The following is a 17,297-nucleotide window of genomic DNA, read 5'->3' as shown; positions in this document are numbered from 1 at the left end:
TCGTATTTAGCGTTGCATGGCTGCCCATGCTTTTTCCAACCGCTTGGCGGAAATGGGCATGGGGGTGCGCAACTCTTGCGCAAACAGCGAGACCCGCAACTCTTCCAGCATCCAACGGAAATCTTCCAGTTGTTGATCTTCCGCCCCTTTCGCTGCTACTACTGCACGCAAAAACTTGGTTTGCAATGGTAGTAATTCTGCCATCCAACGCGCATCTCGCGCTGGGTCAGTACGTAACTTATCAATACGTACCTGTGCTGCTTTCAGGTAACGCGGAAAGTGCGCCAACCGCTGAGGACTATTGTCGCTGATAAAGGCCTTATGCATCAAACGGGATTGATGTGCTTGCATGTCTTCGTAGGTTTGCGTATGGCTCTTAATACCCACGATTTTGCGCTGCAACGCTGTCCACTCTGTTAGCACCGCCAATGTTTGTCTGGCGATCTCACGCACAATCAACCCTAGGCGTGGTCGAGCTTGCTCCACACGTGCTGCAAACTGCTCGGCATTCACGGGCAATGGGTCCAACAAACATACGCTATCAATAGCCGCATCCAAGATTTGATCACGCAGCACATTTTGCGTACCCAATGGCATAAACAACATGCTCATTTTGGTGAGATCAGGAATATTTTTCTCCTGAAACTTCAGCGGTTCACGTAGCGCGATTCGGAACAGTCTACGCAGCCCCGCTCTATGCTGACGCATCGCTTGCTCTGGCTCATCAAATACATCCAGTTCACAGTACTCGCCTTGGTCCACTAATGCTGGATAGCCAACCACACTACGCTGGTTTCTACGTATCTCCAGCAATTCTGGTAGCTCGCCAAAAGACCACTCTGTAATCTTTTCATGATCCAAGGCTTTGGCCACTTCAGTATCTTCCGCCGCCAATCGTTGAAAAGACTCTTGCGCTTTTTTACCGTGCTCAGCTTTCAGCTTATCCAGATTGCGACCGCCAGCCAGCATACGCCCATGCTCATCCACAACCTTAAAGTTCATAAACAAGTGGGCTGGCAAGGTTTCTGCTTTGAAGTCGGTGGCTTGCAGACGCTGTCTACGCTCTTGCCACACGTCATCAATCAACGCCTGTATCAGTGAAATCTTAGGATCTTGTGCCTGCTCGAACCAACGCTCATGGAAGCCTTCAGCATAGTCAGGAATAGGCACACAATGTCGGCGCAGTCGTTGTGGCAACGAACGCAACAACCACTGCACTTTTTCTTTCAACATGCCAGGGACCAGCCATTCACAACGCTGGTTATGCAGTCTATTTAACTGAAACACCGGCACTGTCATGGTGACACCATCACGCAATGAGCCTGGCTCAAAGTGATAGTCCAACGCCATCGCTACCCCTTCCCACGTCACACTGCGGGGAAATACATCGGTGGTGATACCTGCCGCATCGTGACGCATTAGCTCTTCACGATTCAACAACAGCTCAGCAGCTTGCTGTTTATCCAGCCCCTTGTACCATTTCTCGAGTGTCGCGGTTTGATAAATATGCGCAGGAATGTGGCGTTCGTAAAAGGCCTGAATCAAGCTGTCGTCCACCAGAATATCGGGACGTCGTGCCTGATGCTCCAGCTTCTCAATAGCCTGAACTTGCTGTTTGTTATGGCGTAAAAATGGCAGAGTAGATTGAATCTCACCTGCGACTAACGCATCGCGTATGAAGATCTCACGAGACTCTTCTGGGTTAATACGTCCATAATGCACACGTCTACCGTTGTAGATTTGCAAGCCGTACAACGTTGCTCGTTCGTTCGCTACCACTCTACCGCTGCGTTTATCCCAGCGTGGGTCCGACCATAGCTTTTTCAGCAAATGATCAGCAACTTTTTCAATCCACTGTGGTTCTATACGCGCCAAGCAACGGGCAAACAGTCGTGTGGTTTCTACTAACTCACCGGCTAATACCCAACGTCCTGCTTTTTTACCTAAGGTAGAACCGGGGTGCAACACAAATCGAATATCACGCGTACCTTGATAGACTGATCCTTCTTCGGCTTTGTAGCCTACGTTAGCCACCAAGCCAGTTAACAGGGCACAATGAATTTGCTCGTAGGTTGCTGGCTCGGTATTCAACCGCCACTCTGCTTCGCGTACCAGATTCAACAACTGCTTGTGCACTTCACGCCATTCCCTAAAACGCATGGGCGACAAGAATTGATCTTTTAACGCCTTACTGAGTTTGCGTTGTGACAAGCGGCTTTTCACCTGCTCGCCATACCATTCCCACATTTTTAGGAAAGACATGAACTCAGACTGACTATCTATAAAACGCTGGTGCGCACGCTCAGCACCGTCCCTATCATTCATAGGACGTTCACGCGGGTCTTGAACAGACAGACCTGACGCAATAATCAGCATTTCATGCAAACACTGCTGATCTTGAGCCGCCAAAATCATGCGCGCCACACGAGGATCCACCGGCAAATGTGCCAATGAACGACCCACTTTAGTCAGGTGACGTTCATCATCCAACGCCCCCAACTCGTGCAACAGTTGATAGCCGTCGGCAATGGCGCGCCCTGTGGGTTTATCCACAAAGGGGAAGTGCTCAACGTCATCCAGCTTCAGCACCTTCATGCGCAAAATCACCCCTGCTAAGGATGAACGCAAAATCTCTGGATCACCAAACGCAGGGCGTTGTGCATAGTCTTGTTCCGCATAGAGGCGAATACACACGCCAGGGCCTATACGTCCACAACGACCTGCCCGTTGATTAGCCGATGCTTGACTAATGGGCTCAATACGTAACTGCTCTACTTTATTACGCCATGAATAACGCTTGATACGCGCTAAGCCGCTATCAATCACATAGCGTATGCCTGGAACCGTCAATGAGGTTTCGGCCACGTTGGTCGCCAACACCACTCGGCGTGCGTTACCTTGAGGATGGAAAATACGGCTTTGCTCGGCGTTACTTAATCGTGCGTACAACGGCAGAATTTCGGTACCACGCAGTTGTGCTTTACGCAGGCTTTCCGCTGCATCACGAATTTCTCGCTCACCGGGTAAAAACACCAAAATATCGCCGTCGCCATAGCGACTGCATTCGTTGACCGCATCGACGATGGCATCATTTAAATCACGCTCATCGTCTTTATCTTTTTCTTTGGCGCCCTCTTCAGTTTTCTTATCTTGTAAGACAGGGCGATACAGCACCTCTACTGGATATAAGCGTCCAGACACCTCAATCACGGGTGCAGGCTCACCATCCATAGCGAAATGCTCGGCAAACTTTGCCGCATCAATAGTTGCTGACGTAATAATCAGTTTTAGATCTTTGCGTCGTTGCAACAGCTGCTTCAAAAACCCCAACAAAAAATCGATATTCAGGCTGCGTTCGTGCGCCTCATCGATAATCAGGGTATCGTAGCGGCGCAGCAAAGGATCACGTTGGCTTTCCGCTAACAAAATACCATCCGTCATCAGCTTAATTGCTGAGTTCGGACCACTACGATCGGCAAAACGAATTTGGTAACCAACCCATTCGCCTATCTCGGTATTCAGCTCCTCTGCGATACGTTGGGCTACTGAAGTCGCCGCTAAACGGCGCGGCTGGGTATGACCTATCATTTTTTTCTGGCCACGCCCAAGCTCTAGACAAATTTTTGGTAGCTGGGTGGTTTTCCCTGAACCGGTTTCACCGCTTACAATAACCACTTGATGCTTTTGTATGGCGCGCGCGATTTCCTCGCGGCGGGCACTAACCGGCAACTCTTCTGGGTACTCAATTACTAGGGGAAATGTTGGCTTTCCCGCAACGTCTACAGGCTCTTGCATGAAACTCGCTTCTCTAAATAGTCCCTCATTATAATTTTGTTTTGGTTTTGATCACTGACCCTTTCAGGCAGGCTTATGAGCAACAATGACAGCGACACCCTTTCCGCCCATGATGCACCAGAATTCGCTCCCGCGCAGTTTGTACGCTGGTTCAGGGAAGTCGCTCCGTATGTGCACCGCTTTCGTGGCAAAACCTTTGTAGTCGGCTTTGGCGGAGAGCTAATCGCTGACGACTTCTTGTCCACACTGATACCCGATTTATCCTTGTTGTCTGCACTGGGCATACGCTTAGTGCTGGTGCATGGATCACGACCACAAGTTAATGAACAACTGCTGCTCAAAGGTGAAAAGAACACCTTTGGCCGTAGCACCTCACCGACTAGCCCTGCGGCCTTAGAATGCGCCAAAGAAGCGGCTGGTGAAATACGCTTGGATATTGAAGCGGCTTTTAGCCAAGGCTTGCCTAATACCCCTATGTCCCATGCGCAAATACGCGTGATTTCTGGTAATTTTGTGACCGCTCGCCCTGTAGGCGTGATTGATGGTGTGGATTACCAACACGCTGGTGCCGTACGCAAAATGGATACAGAATCCATGCGTAAGATTCTAGACCAAGGCGCTATTGTACTGCTGTCACCGCTGGGCTTCTCGCCCACTGGTGATGCTTTTGATTTGGGCATGGAAGAGTTGGCCTTGAATGCAGCCGTCGCCTTGCGTGCAGAAAAACTCATCTACCTTACACCAGCTCCTCTGGCTAATGTAGATGCTAACCAAACCATTGATGGTGAGTTGGCACGTGCTGATGCAGATCAGTTATTGAATGCCAATGCACTCAGTGAAGACTCTAGCGTATTTCTACGCAGTGCCTCCCAAGCTGTTAAACGTGGCATTGCACGCGCGCACATCGTCCCTTACCCCTTGGACGGCAGTATCTTGCTGGAAATCTTCACCCACGACGGTGTAGGTACCATGGTGGTAGAAGACACACTGGACGACCTACGCCCAGCCACGCTGGATGATGTTGCGTCCATCTTGCAATTAATTGAACCGTTAGAAGCCGATGGTACTTTAGTACCGCGTGGCCGCGCCGTTGTAGAACGTGAAGTTGAACGTTTCACAGTTCTTGAGCACGACGGCATTATTTACGGTTGCGTTTCTGTTACGCCGTATCTGGACGAAGGCATGGTTGAAATGGCCTGTTTGATCGTCCATTCGGAATGGCAAGGCAGTGGCGAGGGTGAGCTCTTGCTGCGCCATGCAGAAAGTCGCGCCCGCGCTATGGGTGCCAAACGTCTATTCGTACTCACCACACGTACCTCGCATTGGTTTATTAAGCGAGGTTTTGTGCAAGGTGGCGTATCCGATCTTCCCAAAGAAAAACGGGCTTTATACAACCGCTCGCGCAATAGCCTAGTATTCATCAAAAAACTTTGACGAGGAATTTTTCATGACCCGTATGGTTGACTGTATCAAACTCAAACGCCAAGCCGAAGGGCTTGATTTCCCACCTTACCCAGGTGAGGTAGGCGTCAAAATCTGGCGTTCTATTTCCAAAGAAGCATGGAATAACTGGATGGGGATTCAAACCCGTTTAGTGAATGAAAACCGCCTGAACTTGGCCGACGCGCGTGCTCGCCAATATTTGTCTGAACAAATGCAAAACTACTTGTTCGACGATAAAGACGTTGAAGCCCAAGGCTTCGTACCGCACAACGACTAACGCGTCGGTCCGCTCGTCATAGGCTCCAGCAAGCGTGTCAGGCTGGGTGAAAAACGCTTACTACGATGAGCAATGCAATACAGCATACGTTCTAGGGGCGGTAACTCTGTAGTTAATACAGTCAACCGCCCCAGTGCTAGTAAATCTTGCACTGAACAGCTGGATAAACACGCAATGCCCACCCCCGCCCCTACCGCTTGCTTGATGGCCTCAGTACTGCCCAATTGCATACTGCTGGAAAAGCCCCCCATATGCGGCAACAACACGTTGTCCACCGACTCACGTGTTCCAGACCCTGCTTCACGCACCAACCAACGCTGTGCACGCAATGCCTCAATAGAACAACGTTGTGAGTCTCTTGCTAATTTATGCTCAGGTGATGCTACCACTACCAAAGCATCAACGCCCCACGGCTGCACATCTAAATCGTCAGCATGGCAGGGTCCTTCAATTACTCCCGCATCCACATCCAATCGCTGTACGGCACTAATAATTTCTTGTGTGTTGCCTATACGCATCTGTACTTGTGTCAGTGGTTCGGTACGTAGCAGCTTGGCAATGCGCTCAGGCATGACGTAATTGCCTAAGGTTGTACTGGCACCTAACCGTATCCAGGCGGGCAAACTATGCCCCTCCCCCATACCAAAATTACGTTCTATTTCTTCCACACCATTTAAGGTGCCTCGTGCCGCCTCTAGCAAACTGCGGCCCGTCTCATTCAACGACAAGCGTTTACCTATGCGGTCAAACAGACTAGTACCCAGCAATAACTCTAGCTCAGCCAACGCCGCGCTGGTCGCTGATTGCGATAGAGGAATCTGTTCTGCAGCAGCAGTGGTACTACCATGCTCAGCAATAGCGACAAATATCTGCAACTGACGCAAAGTAATTTTCATGACGTTCTATATCTATAGATTAGATCAACTATAACTATATAACCAATTTAACAAATAAGACAAAGGCGGTCATGATGTCTATCACTGTTGTATTTCGAGTATTAACATGGCCACATCACACTCTTCATCTCATCAGGTTACGACCTGGCCCAAGTCGTTTTCTATGTTTACAGGTTTATTGCTCACAGGTTTACTGGGGCTAGTATCCATGTGGTTAGGGCAACAGCCTTGGTTTATGGCCAATGGTCTAAGCCCGCTCACCATCGCTATTGTGTTGGGCATGATTTGTGGTCATACCTTTTACCCTAGTGTGCAATCCCACACTTCGGCGGGCGTAGACTTCTCCAAAACACGTTTGCTGCGTACAGGTATTGTGCTGTACGGCTTGCGTCTGACCTTCCAAGATATTGCTCAAGTGGGTGTGACAGGTGTGGTCATTGATGCGCTGGTTTTGGGTTCTACCTTTGCCATCGCATGCTTCTTGGGTATGCGCCTGTTCAAACTGGATAGACACACCACGTTGCTGATTGGTACGGGTGCGTCTATTTGTGGTGCAGCGGCGGTAATGGCTGCAGAACCCATTGTGAAAGGCCGTGCCGAACACGTAACTGTCGCTATTGCGACCGTGGTGATTTTCGGTACTATCGCCATGTTCTTGTGGCCAGTGCTCTACAACCTCTTCTTCCAAAAAGGCTGGTTAGCCATGGATGCACAGCAGTACGGTGTGTTCGTTGGTTCTACCGTGCACGAAGTTGCTCAAGTGGTGGTAGCAGGTCGTGCAGCAGGTGAAGAAGCTGCTGGCGCTGCCGTGATCAGCAAAATGGTACGCGTGATCATGTTGGCTCCTTTCTTGATGTTGCTGGCCTGGGGCTTGCTGCGCTACGAGCGTAAACACAATCCACAAGCCGAACAATCCGGCAAGAAAATTGTTATCCCTTGGTTTGCGTTAGGTTTCATCTTGGTGATTGCCATTCACTCCACGTCAATACTGCCTAGCGCGGTAGTTGAGAATGGCATCGTGCTGGATAATTTGCTGCTAGCAATGGCAATGGGTGCATTAGGTTTGAGCACACACGTTTCCGTCTTGCGCCGTGCTGGGATACGTCCGTTACTGTTAGCGTTGATGTTGTTCGGCTGGTTACTGGGTGGCGGGTTGCTGATTAACTTGGGTGTGCAAGCTCTGCTAGGCTAACCTCATCGCTGTAACTAGAAACAAAAAAAGCTCTGGCATCACACCAGAGCTTTTTTGTTCTCTACACCCCACTTTTCGTGGGGTATTTTATTGCTACACCACAAACCCTTAGGCTTGCTCAGATGCTCTGCTATCTGTTGCTGCGGCGTCAGTCGTAGCGTCAGGAATAGCATCAATGCTTTCCCCTCTAGCCACACGCTCAGCAGTTTTTACGCCTGCGTGACGCACATCATCACCGTGCACCATATAAATCACACGCTCAGCCATGTTCTTCGCGTGGTCACCGATACGCTCCAGCGCACGGGCCAAGAAAATCAGATCAATAGAGCGAGAGATAGTACGTGGATCTTCGATCATGAACGTACTGATATGACGTAAAGAAGCTTTCCACTCACGGTCTACTTCTTTATCGCTACGCACGATTTCAGCAGCACGAATCGCGTCTTGGCGTGCAAAAGCATCCAAGGCGTTTTTGATCATGCTCACTACGGATGTGCTCATGTGGCGCAGTTCTACAACTGGCTCGTAGCCGGATTCACTCTCGTACAGGCGGCGTACCATTTTGGCAATACGTTCTGCTTCGTCCCCGCAGCGTTCCATATCGGTCAGCATTTTGGAGATGGACAGCAGCATACGTAAATCGATAGCGGTAGGCTGGTTACGGGCGATCAAGTAGGTAATGCGGCTGTCGATTTCGACTTCCAGTGCATTAACCTCTTTTTCGCGCTCACGCACTTTCTCAACCAAAGTGAGGTCACCGCTGAACAAGGCTTCCATTGCTTCACGCACCATAGACTCCACAATGCCACCCATTTTCAGGAAAAGGGAGCGTGTGTTTTCTAAATCGCTGTGAAATTGTTTGTTGGTGTGTTCAATCATGGATACTACCCTTGATAGACGCTACTGAATAAAAATAAACCTTAGGATACCGTCTCATTATGACAGAGGTGTTACGAGTCCGATAGCTCTCTGCGTAGTACGCCTTCTTGGGTAGCAATCATGGCAATTGTCGCGCCAGACAGGGCAAACAAACCACAACACACTACGCCAGGGATATTGTTGATGCATTGCTCCAGAGCTTGAGGATCGTGGATCTGCAAACCATGTACGTCCAAAATTTGGCAGCCGTTATCAGTGATAAAATCAGCACGCAATACAGGCTTACCACCCAAAGTGGCTAACTGGCGAGCCACCGCTTCGCGTGCCATAGGAATCACCTCTACAGGCAATGGGAAAGCGCCCAATACAGCAACCTCCTTAGAGGCGTCAGCAATACACAAGAAGTTTTGAGCCACGGAGGCTACGATTTTCTCGCGGGTCAAGGCACCGCCACCACCTTTGGTCATGGCTAAGCTAGGGTCAAGCTCGTCAGCGCCATCCACGTACCATACCAACGACTCTACGTCGTTCAAGTCAAATACGGTAATACCCAGATCGCGCATGCGGCGAGTTGAACGCTCAGAGCTAGAGACCGCCCCTTTGAATGCACCTTTATGTGCAGCCAGTGCATCAATAAATAAATCTACGGTGGATCCGGTACCTACGCCCAGAATGCTATCTGCATGCAGTTGAGGTACGACGAAATCCACAGCTGCCTGAGCAACCTGAGCTTTAAGTTCTGTTTGGGAATACATAATCACTTTACTTGTTACAACCACGACCATGCCAAAACGCATGACCTACGTGTTGAGCTATAGGCTTAGCCTAAAAACTCTATCATTTTCTTTTCGTTGAAGCCGGCGATGACATTACCATCCGCTTTAACGGTTACTGGGCGACGCACTACAGTAGGGTGGGTGGCAATAATTGCCAGCCAGTCGGCATCGGTTTCTGGAGACTTCAATGACTCGTCCAAATTGCGCCATGTCATGGAAGCGCGATTCACCAGCTTAGGCCATTCGCCCAGTTGCTTAGCCCAATCTTGCAACAAGGTGGAATCAACCGGGTTCGCACGGTAATCAATAAACTCAACCGTTTGACCTTGCTCTTCCAACCATTTCAGAGCTTTCACACATGTGCTGCAATTTTTAATGCCATAAACGCGTAGCATAGTTACTCCTTACTGTTCTGCTTTATTCACTTGATGCTGAAGCCTGTTCGCCACAATCACGACTAAGCCAACGATCAAAATAAACAGTGTAGCAAGTGCATTGATTTCTGGCTTCAAGCCTAAACGCACACGAGAAAACACCTCTACCGGCAAGGTGGTATAGCCCGGACCAGACAAGAAGGACGCAATGACCACATCGTCTAGCGATAAGGTAAAGGCGAGCAACCATGCCGCCATTAAGGCAGGTGCAATCAGTGGCAGGGTAATCAGGAAAAACACTTTGATGGGTGTTGCTCCCAAATCCATGGCAGCTTCTTCCAATGAGCGGTCGAAATCACGAATACGCGACTGCACGACCACCGCCACATAGGCCATACACAGCAACACATGCCCTACCCAGATGGTGAAGATACCGTTCTCTTCAGGCCAACCAAATAGCTTAGAGAACTCCACAAACATCAACAGCAGCGAAATACCCAGTACCACCTCAGGAATTACCAAGGGCGCGCTTAGCATGCCAACATACATCGCAAAGCCACGAAACTTGCCCATGCGTGCCAACACATAACCTGCCCACGTGCCCAAAATAACCGCTGCGGTTGCAGTCATGCCAGCGATCAGAAAAGATAGCTTGGCTGCATCCAATAACGCGTGGTCGTTCATGAGCGACTTGTACCAGCGCAATGAAAAACCTGACCACGACGTCATCAAGGTGGAGTCATTAAATGAAAACACCATCAAAAACAAAATGGGCATGTACAAAAAGCCAAACCCGATGAAGAGAACGATGCCACGCAACCAAGGATTAGGACGCACCATAGCTATTTCCTCTCATTCTGTAGGTTGCGTATCTGGCTGTACTGGAAGAGTACCAACGGAATAATCAACAGCAACACCATGACGCACGTTACCGCTGCTGCCATAGGCCAATCGGCATTATTGAAGAACTCGTTCCACATAATGCGCCCCATCATTAGGGTATCTGCACCACCTAGCATTTCAGGGATCACATACTCCCCTACAGAGGGGATAAAGACCAACATGGCACCGGCGATGACACCCGGCATAGAAAGCGGCAAAGTCACATGCCAGAATGTAGACCATGGACGCGCACCCAGATCGGAGGCCGCCTCTAACAAGCGCACATCTAACTTCACCAAGTTTGCATACAAGGGCAAGATAAAGAAAGGCAGATAGGCATAGACCAGCCCTATGTATACCGCCAGTTCTGTACGGTATAGCGTTAAGGGGCTATCAATCACCCCTAGCCACATCAACACGTTATTGATCACCCCATCAGTACGCAGCAACCCTACCCATGCATAAACCCGCAGTAACAGCGATGTCCAGAATGGCAAAATCACTGCTAACAACAAATAGTGCCGAATACCGGGCTTTGCTCTGGCGATGTAATACGCCATAGGATAGCCAATCAATACACAGAAAAAGGTAGAGACAGCGGCTATTTTGACCGAGCTAAAATAGGTATCTAGATATAAGTTATCGCTAAACAGCAGCACGTAACTGCGCAAGTGCAGCAATAACGATAAAGTATCGTCTTGCATTTCTGCCAGTGGCGTATAGGGCGGCACGCCAAACTTAAGGTCAGCAAAACTGATCTTAAATACCAGCAAAAACGGAATGAATAAAAATAAGAATAGCCAGACAAAAGGCAGGCCTATAACTAACGACCTGCCTGATGGCATGTAGCGGCGCCAACTAAAGAGTTTCATGATGGCAATACAATCGCGCTGTCGTCAGACCAACTGACGTAAACCTCGTCTTCCACGCCGGGAGCATCAGCCTGTGCTAGCGTCAAACTAGGCATGTGAGACTCCACAACCTTGCCTGAATCTAGGCGTACCTGGTAGCGCACATAGCTGCCCATCCAGGCCATATGACTGACCACGCCGTGGCCCCAGTTTTTATCCTGCTCTGGTTGAGCATGTGTGACCGAAATCTGCTCTGGGCGTATGGACACGTACACTTCCATACCTAGCGGCTCACTAATACCATGGTTCACATGCAGGACTCGAGAGAGCTCATCGCTACCGATTTCTACATGGTCAGGTTCGTCTACGACGATCTCACCCGTGAACAAATTCGTAGAACCAATAAAGCCCGCCACAAAACGAGAGTTCGGGAAAGCATACACATCATAAGGTGTACCGCACTGCTCTATCTGGCCAGCCGTCATCACAGCAATACGATGCGCCATGGTCATAGCTTCTTCTTGATCGTGAGTCACCATAATGCAGGTCACACCCACTTGCTCCAGAATTTTGACCAGTTCCACCTGTGTTTTGGTACGAATCTGTTTATCTAGCGCCGACATAGGCTCGTCTAGCAGCAGTAACTTAGGGCGTTTAACCAAACTACGAGCTAACGCTACACGCTGTTGTTGACCGCCTGATAACTGATTGGGTTTACGACGCGCATAACCTGCCATTTGCACCAAATCCAGCGCCTCAAATACTCGCTCATGAATTTCATGCTTGGGCACGCCTTCTTGCTTCAAACCAAAGGCCACGTTCGCTTCCACCGTCATATGGGGAAACAACGCATAGGATTGGAACATCATGTTGACCGGCCGCTTATAAGGTGGTTGGTCGGTGATGTCCTCGTTATCAAGATAAATGCGGCCAGAGGTCACTTCCTCAAAGCCTGCCAACATACGCAACAGCGTGGACTTCCCACAGCCTGAGCTTCCTAACAAAGCAAAAAACTCGTGGCGCTGCACCGACAAATTGACGGATTTCACAGCCACAGTGTCACCAAAAATTTTGACGACGTTTTCTACTTTTACGAACTCATCCTCTGCTCCCGCCCACGATGCGGCTGAACGGTTCTCCAACATCGGGTTAGCGTCCTGATTTCAGTTCCGCCCACATACGCGTTTGCAAACGCTGTACAGGCAGTGGTTGAGGCTTAATCACAAACAAGGTTTGTGCAACATCGTCTGGTGGGTAAATCATGACGTTATCCGCCACTTCTTTCACCACAAACTCACGCGCTGACTTATTCGCGTTGGGGTAGAACATCGTATTCGTGATTGCCGCATGCACTTCAGGCGTTTCAATATAGTTGATGAACGCGTGTGCTGCTTCTACGTTAGCGGCATCTTTAGGAATAGCCATGGTATCAAACCACACCGGTGCGCCACCCTCAGGAATGTAGTAATCCACTTTGTAGGTTTTACCGGCTTCTTTAGCACGGTTAGCTGCAATCATGACATCGCCAGAGAAGGCATACACCATACACAGATCACCCGTTGCCAGCTCATCAATAAAACCGGAGGAGCTGAACTGACGGATGTACGGACGTATTTGCTTCAACAGCGCCAACGCCTCTTTGTAGTCTTCTGGGTCTGAGCTATTGGGATCTTTGCCCAAGTAGTGCAGTACTGCTGGAAACACCTGTGCAGCTTCATCCAGCACAGAAATACCGCATGCTTTCAGTTTCTCGGCGTTTTCAGGCTTAAACAACATATCCCAGTTGCCCAGCTCTACGTCATCACCAAAAATCTCACGTACTTTGTCGACGTTGTAGCCCAAACCGTTGGTGCCGTAGCCCCATGGGATCAAGTATTCATTACCTGGGTCTACATCAGCCAGTACAGCCATGATCGCAGGGTCCAAGTGCTCCCAGTTGGGCAACTTGCTTTTGTCCAGTTTTTGGAACAACCCACCTTCAATTTGACGTGCAGCGTAGTGGGTAGAAGGCACCACTACGTCATAACCGGATTTACCTGTTAGCAGTTTGGCTTGCAACGTATCATTACTGTCATACACATCATATCGAACCTTAATACCAGTTTTTTCTTCAAAACCCGATAAGGTATCTGGAGCCGTGTATTCTGCCCAGTTGTACACATTCACAACTTTTTCTTGGGCCAAAACAGAAGTAGCTGAAAAAACCAGCGCGGCACCCAACAGGGTGTGTTTTGCGTAACCGAAGTTCATTGGTGAACCCCTTTTGAAAACGTACAAACCAAAAACCGTGATGATAGCGGTTTTACTATGGCAAGGTCATCGTTTATTTGGCCATTGTTGCAGATAAGCCCGATTTAACTCTTCCCACCACAAGCCCCCAGCTGGACCGCACACTTTATGCAGTGATCGCTGTAGGCGCAGCAGGTTACCTTGCCGCTTTTTATCGTCCATGCTGACGCGTCTGGCTCGGTCAAAATCTATGAGCCAGATCTGGTCAAACGCATCAACTAAGATATTGTAAGCATTGAGATCTGCGTGCCACACGCCAACCTCGTGCATCGCCAAAATAGCTTTGGCCACCGCCTGTGGATCAGCCTTCTCTAGGCATGTTGCCAACGGCTGCACATTGGGCACGCGCTCTACGATGATGGCGGCCTCGTAAGACCACCCAAAACGCTGATACATAGCCGCCAATGGCATGGGTACGTGTTGAGGAATTCGTGACTGCAAATACTGCATGACCACGAACTCGGCCCATGAGCGCGTATTGCCTGCGCCCATCCATGCATAGCGTTGCTGAACCACTTTGCCCGCGAGGCCACCGCGCCTATAAAAACGCAGCACGCCCTGCATATCTATAGGCAAATCAATAAACCATGCCGCCTGACGCCCACCTTTGCGCACCTTTTCTGCACGCAAATCGGGATTTTCAGGATCGAATAACGTTTCGTCGAATACCCTCCCCAAAGGGTTGGCATACAAAGTGTGATACTGCCCATGATGCACATGGAAGGTACGTGAATCCAGCAATGTCATATCAAATCTTTAGAAGCAAAAGCACCATGATTAACAATAGCATGCAGGCAAAAATCAGCTTTAGCCTAGGCTCAGGCATACCGTGCGCCAACCGCACACCTACAGGTACTAAACAAATACTACCCAGTGCCATGGGAATACCGATGCTCCAATCTACCTGCCCATGGGATGCATACGTGAGCAGCGCCACCATCAGCCCTGGCAGCACCATAGTCAAGCCCAGTGCTTGTGCATTGAATTGTGAGAGTTTCAAAAACCGTGTGAGCACAGGGACCGCAATCACTGAACCACCCACACCAAAAATACCGCCTGCAAGCCCTGCCAGCACACCCACTACGGCAAATATCCATCGAGGATAGTCTGCTGCTTGTTTAGTCGTCGGTGCGCGACGACGGCGCAATGCAGCACTCTGTTGAAAATAGTATAGCGCCACCGCCAACACAAACATGGCATAAATCAAACGCAAGGTAGATGAGGGCAAGCTCAACGCAAAAAAGGCCCCTACCCACGTAAACAGACTCGCACTGGCCGCCCCCGCTATCGCGGAACCTCTATCTATACGCGCATATTGGTTATATTTTCGTATGGTCAAGATGACGGCGGGTAACACCATAATCAATGCTGTACCCTGCGCCAATTGCTGGTCCATATTCTGTAGCAATACCAGCAGTGGAATAGCAAGCAACCCACCACCAATGCCCAAAACACCGCCAATAAAGCCAATACCAGCGCCGATGACCATGAACAGCATAATTTGCAGCACTATATCCATGGTTTATCTGGACCTTACACGGTCTACAGCCTCTTCAATACGCGACACTGGCCACACCTCTAAGCCCTCGATGGCCTGACGTGGCGCATTCGCTTGCGGAATCAAGGCAATACTAAAACCAAGTTTAGCAGCTTCTTTCAGGCGCTCTTGCCCACGCGGTGCCGGGCGAATTTCACCTGACAAGCCTACCTCACCAAAAGCCACCAAGCCTTCAGGCAAGGCTTTGTTATTCAGCGATGACATAATCGCCAATAACACAGCCAAGTCAGCTGCAGGCTCGGTAATACGTACGCCCCCTACCGCGTTCACAAACACATCTTGGTCATACGTCACAATACCCGCATGGCGATTCATCACCGCCAACAACATGGCCAAACGGTTACCTTCCAAACCTACCGATAAGCGACGTGGATTAGGAACGTGAGCCGTATCGACCAAGGCCTGTATCTCTACCAATAATGGACGAGTACCCTCTTGAGTCGCCATCACACAGGACCCCGGTACTTTTTGCTGGTGCTGGGACAAAAACAATGCCGACGGATTACTAACTCCACGTAAGCCTCTGTCTGTCATGGCAAACACACCCAGTTCATTTACCGCACCAAAACGGTTTTTGAACGCGCGTATCAACCGGTATGAAGAGTGTGTGTCCCCCTCAAAATACAGCACAGTATCCACTATATGTTCTAGCACTCGTGGGCCGGCCAACGAACCATCTTTGGTAACGTGACCGACGAAAACGATGGAAATGCCATGCTGCTTGGCAACCCGCGTGAGTTGCGCTGCACATTCACGTACTTGCGAAACCGAACCGGGCGCAGCACTCAGTTCGCCTGAGTACAACGTTTGAATAGAGTCAATCACAGCCACCAATGGGCGTCGTTCTATTAACGTTTCGATAATGGACTCTAAGCGTATTTCTGCTAAAAGATCTACGCCTTCGGTATCGACGGCCAACCGGCGAGCACGCAATGCAACTTGCTCAGCGGATTCTTCACCAGTGACGTACAGCACAGGAGCAACCTTAGCCAAGGCTGTCATCGCTTGCAATAATAAGGTGGATTTCCCTATACCTGGGTCACCGCCAAGCAAAATCACGCCTCCTGGCACCAAACCACCACCTAGCACCCTATCGAACTCTTCAATGCCACTAGGTTGGCGTGGTAGTTCTCGTGCTTGTACTTCCGTGAGTTTTTGTACTGGACTTGCACCCGCTAACGCCGCAAATCGGTTGGTTTCCCCTGCGCCACCAGAGCTGTCTTTAAACTCTTGCAGAGTATTCCACTCGCTGCAATGAGGGCACTTACCTTCCCAGCGAGGACTTTCACCCCCACATTCAGTACAAACAAAGGTAATTTTTGCTTTTTTTGCCGCGCGGCGCTGTGTCACCATAAGGCTTTACCGTCCTGCCAAACTGCTTCCACCATCTACACCAATTTCTTGCCCAGTGATATAGCCAGCTTCATCACTTAATAAAAATGCCACTACCGCCGCCACTTCACTGGCTTCGGCAATACGCCCCATAGGAATAGAAGCCAACGCTTTTTTCTCAGCATCGCCACCGTGAGGGTGCCCCGCACGAAACAGCTCTGTTTCTACTGGCCCTGGTGACACTGCATTGACGGTAATGCCAAAAGGTGCGAGCTCTAGTGCCCATGTTCGTGTGCATCCTAACAAGGCGCTTTTAGCTGCCGAGTAACTGGTACGATCGTACGCCCCATTCACGACGCGACTGCAGATATTCACGATACGCCCTTCTCGACGCGCTTTCATGGACGGCACAAATGCTTGTGTTACTTGTACGGCCACACGTACATTCAAATCAAAGACTTCATATAACGCTGCAAGGTCTACTTCACCTAAAGGGCTAGGCCGCACAATCCCTACATTATTAACGATGGCATCCACAGGATATTTTTCGCGAATCAATCGCAACATTTCCTCTGTTTCACCTGCATTGGTCAAATCACATGCATAGAGATAGCCCGGAAAGTCTATATCTTGCGTATTACGTGCCAACCCCACCACATGCGCCCCCGCATCGGCCAAACGCTGACTGATCGCCCAACCTATACCTTTGGTGGCACCTGTTACCAGTACACATTTATTTTTCATTGTAGACCT

General features: G+C 49.8%; 16 protein-coding genes. 3 read left to right on the top strand and 13 right to left on the bottom strand.

Annotated features, from left to right (window positions below):
• Nucleotides 1-6: 6 nt before the first annotated feature.
• Nucleotides 7-3,795, bottom strand: coding sequence for an ATP-dependent RNA helicase HrpA (gene hrpA / locus AC3QL0_RS04855; protein ID WP_493010327.1), 3,789 nt, complete (start codon nucleotides 3,793-3,795; stop codon nucleotides 7-9).
• A 75-nt stretch (nucleotides 3,796-3,870) separates the two neighbouring features.
• Here hrpA and argA point away from each other — a divergent pair, with 75 nt between their 5' ends.
• Both argA and AC3QL0_RS04845 read left to right on the top strand, forming a co-directional pair.
• Nucleotides 3,871-5,229, top strand: a complete 1,359-nt coding sequence (gene argA / locus AC3QL0_RS04850; RefSeq protein ID WP_493010326.1) for an amino-acid N-acetyltransferase — start codon at nucleotides 3,871-3,873, stop codon at nucleotides 5,227-5,229.
• A gap of 13 nt (nucleotides 5,230-5,242) precedes the next feature.
• The gene (locus AC3QL0_RS04845) at nucleotides 5,243-5,515 is read left to right on the top strand and encodes an oxidative damage protection protein (protein ID WP_135866842.1); all 273 of its coding nucleotides are present in this window, start codon (nucleotides 5,243-5,245) and stop codon (nucleotides 5,513-5,515) included.
• On the opposite strand, the gene AC3QL0_RS04840 is transcribed toward AC3QL0_RS04845, so the two are convergent.
• On the bottom strand, nucleotides 5,512-6,411 hold the full coding sequence (locus AC3QL0_RS04840) for a LysR family transcriptional regulator (RefSeq protein ID WP_493010325.1): 900 nt from the start codon (nucleotides 6,409-6,411) through the stop codon (nucleotides 5,512-5,514). The two genes, AC3QL0_RS04845 and AC3QL0_RS04840, sit on opposite strands and share 4 nt — an antisense overlap.
• Nucleotides 6,412-6,574: 163 nt before the next feature.
• Between AC3QL0_RS04840 and AC3QL0_RS04835 the strand changes: the two genes are divergently transcribed.
• Entirely contained in the window at nucleotides 6,575-7,603 is a 1,029-nt protein-coding gene (locus AC3QL0_RS04835) for a YeiH family protein (protein ID WP_493010324.1), read from the top strand.
• A 108-nt stretch (nucleotides 7,604-7,711) separates the two neighbouring features.
• On the opposite strand, the gene phoU is transcribed toward AC3QL0_RS04835, so the two are convergent.
• The 11 genes from phoU to AC3QL0_RS04780 all read right to left on the bottom strand — a co-directional run bounded on the left by phoU (nucleotide 7,712) and on the right by AC3QL0_RS04780 (nucleotide 17,288).
• Entirely contained in the window at nucleotides 7,712-8,482 is a 771-nt protein-coding gene (phoU, locus tag AC3QL0_RS04830) for a phosphate signaling complex protein PhoU (RefSeq protein WP_493010323.1), read from the bottom strand.
• A 71-nt stretch (nucleotides 8,483-8,553) separates the two neighbouring features.
• On the bottom strand, nucleotides 8,554-9,237 hold the full coding sequence (rpiA, locus tag AC3QL0_RS04825; protein WP_493010322.1) for a ribose-5-phosphate isomerase RpiA: 684 nt from the start codon (nucleotides 9,235-9,237) through the stop codon (nucleotides 8,554-8,556).
• Nucleotides 9,238-9,302: 65 nt separating this feature from the next.
• Complete coding sequence (locus AC3QL0_RS04820) at nucleotides 9,303-9,653, bottom strand: Spx/MgsR family RNA polymerase-binding regulatory protein (RefSeq protein WP_493010321.1); 351 nt, start codon at nucleotides 9,651-9,653, stop codon at nucleotides 9,303-9,305.
• Between the two features lie 9 nt (nucleotides 9,654-9,662).
• Nucleotides 9,663-10,472, bottom strand: coding sequence for an ABC transporter permease subunit (locus tag AC3QL0_RS04815; RefSeq protein WP_493010320.1), 810 nt, complete (start codon nucleotides 10,470-10,472; stop codon nucleotides 9,663-9,665).
• Nucleotides 10,473-10,474: 2 nt separating this feature from the next.
• Entirely contained in the window at nucleotides 10,475-11,386 is a 912-nt protein-coding gene (locus AC3QL0_RS04810; RefSeq protein WP_493010319.1) for an ABC transporter permease subunit, read from the bottom strand.
• Nucleotides 11,383-12,510, bottom strand: coding sequence for an ABC transporter ATP-binding protein (locus AC3QL0_RS04805; RefSeq protein WP_493010318.1), 1,128 nt, complete (start codon nucleotides 12,508-12,510; stop codon nucleotides 11,383-11,385). The genes AC3QL0_RS04810 and AC3QL0_RS04805 overlap by 4 nt, the downstream gene beginning before the upstream one ends.
• Nucleotides 12,511-12,514: 4 nt before the next feature.
• Nucleotides 12,515-13,615, bottom strand: coding sequence for a polyamine ABC transporter substrate-binding protein (locus tag AC3QL0_RS04800; RefSeq protein ID WP_493010317.1), 1,101 nt, complete (start codon nucleotides 13,613-13,615; stop codon nucleotides 12,515-12,517).
• A gap of 66 nt (nucleotides 13,616-13,681) precedes the next feature.
• On the bottom strand, nucleotides 13,682-14,401 hold the full coding sequence (locus AC3QL0_RS04795) for a 3-deoxy-D-manno-octulosonic acid kinase (RefSeq protein ID WP_493010316.1): 720 nt from the start codon (nucleotides 14,399-14,401) through the stop codon (nucleotides 13,682-13,684).
• A 1-nt stretch (nucleotide 14,402) separates the two neighbouring features.
• On the bottom strand, nucleotides 14,403-15,173 hold the full coding sequence (locus AC3QL0_RS04790; RefSeq protein WP_493010315.1) for a sulfite exporter TauE/SafE family protein: 771 nt from the start codon (nucleotides 15,171-15,173) through the stop codon (nucleotides 14,403-14,405).
• 3 nt (nucleotides 15,174-15,176) lie between these two features.
• A complete protein-coding gene (gene radA, locus AC3QL0_RS04785) occupies nucleotides 15,177-16,565 on the bottom strand; it encodes a DNA repair protein RadA (protein ID WP_493010314.1) in 1,389 nt (462 codons plus the stop codon).
• 6 nt (nucleotides 16,566-16,571) lie between these two features.
• A complete protein-coding gene (locus AC3QL0_RS04780; protein ID WP_493010313.1) occupies nucleotides 16,572-17,288 on the bottom strand; it encodes an SDR family oxidoreductase in 717 nt (238 codons plus the stop codon).
• Nucleotides 17,289-17,297: the final 9 nt, after the last annotated feature.

Source organism: Paenalcaligenes sp. GW821-LYS-B07-1 (genome assembly GCF_058803365.1).
Note: the sequence above shows the minus strand (reverse complement) of the source record. Positions and strands in the feature narration are given on the sequence as shown.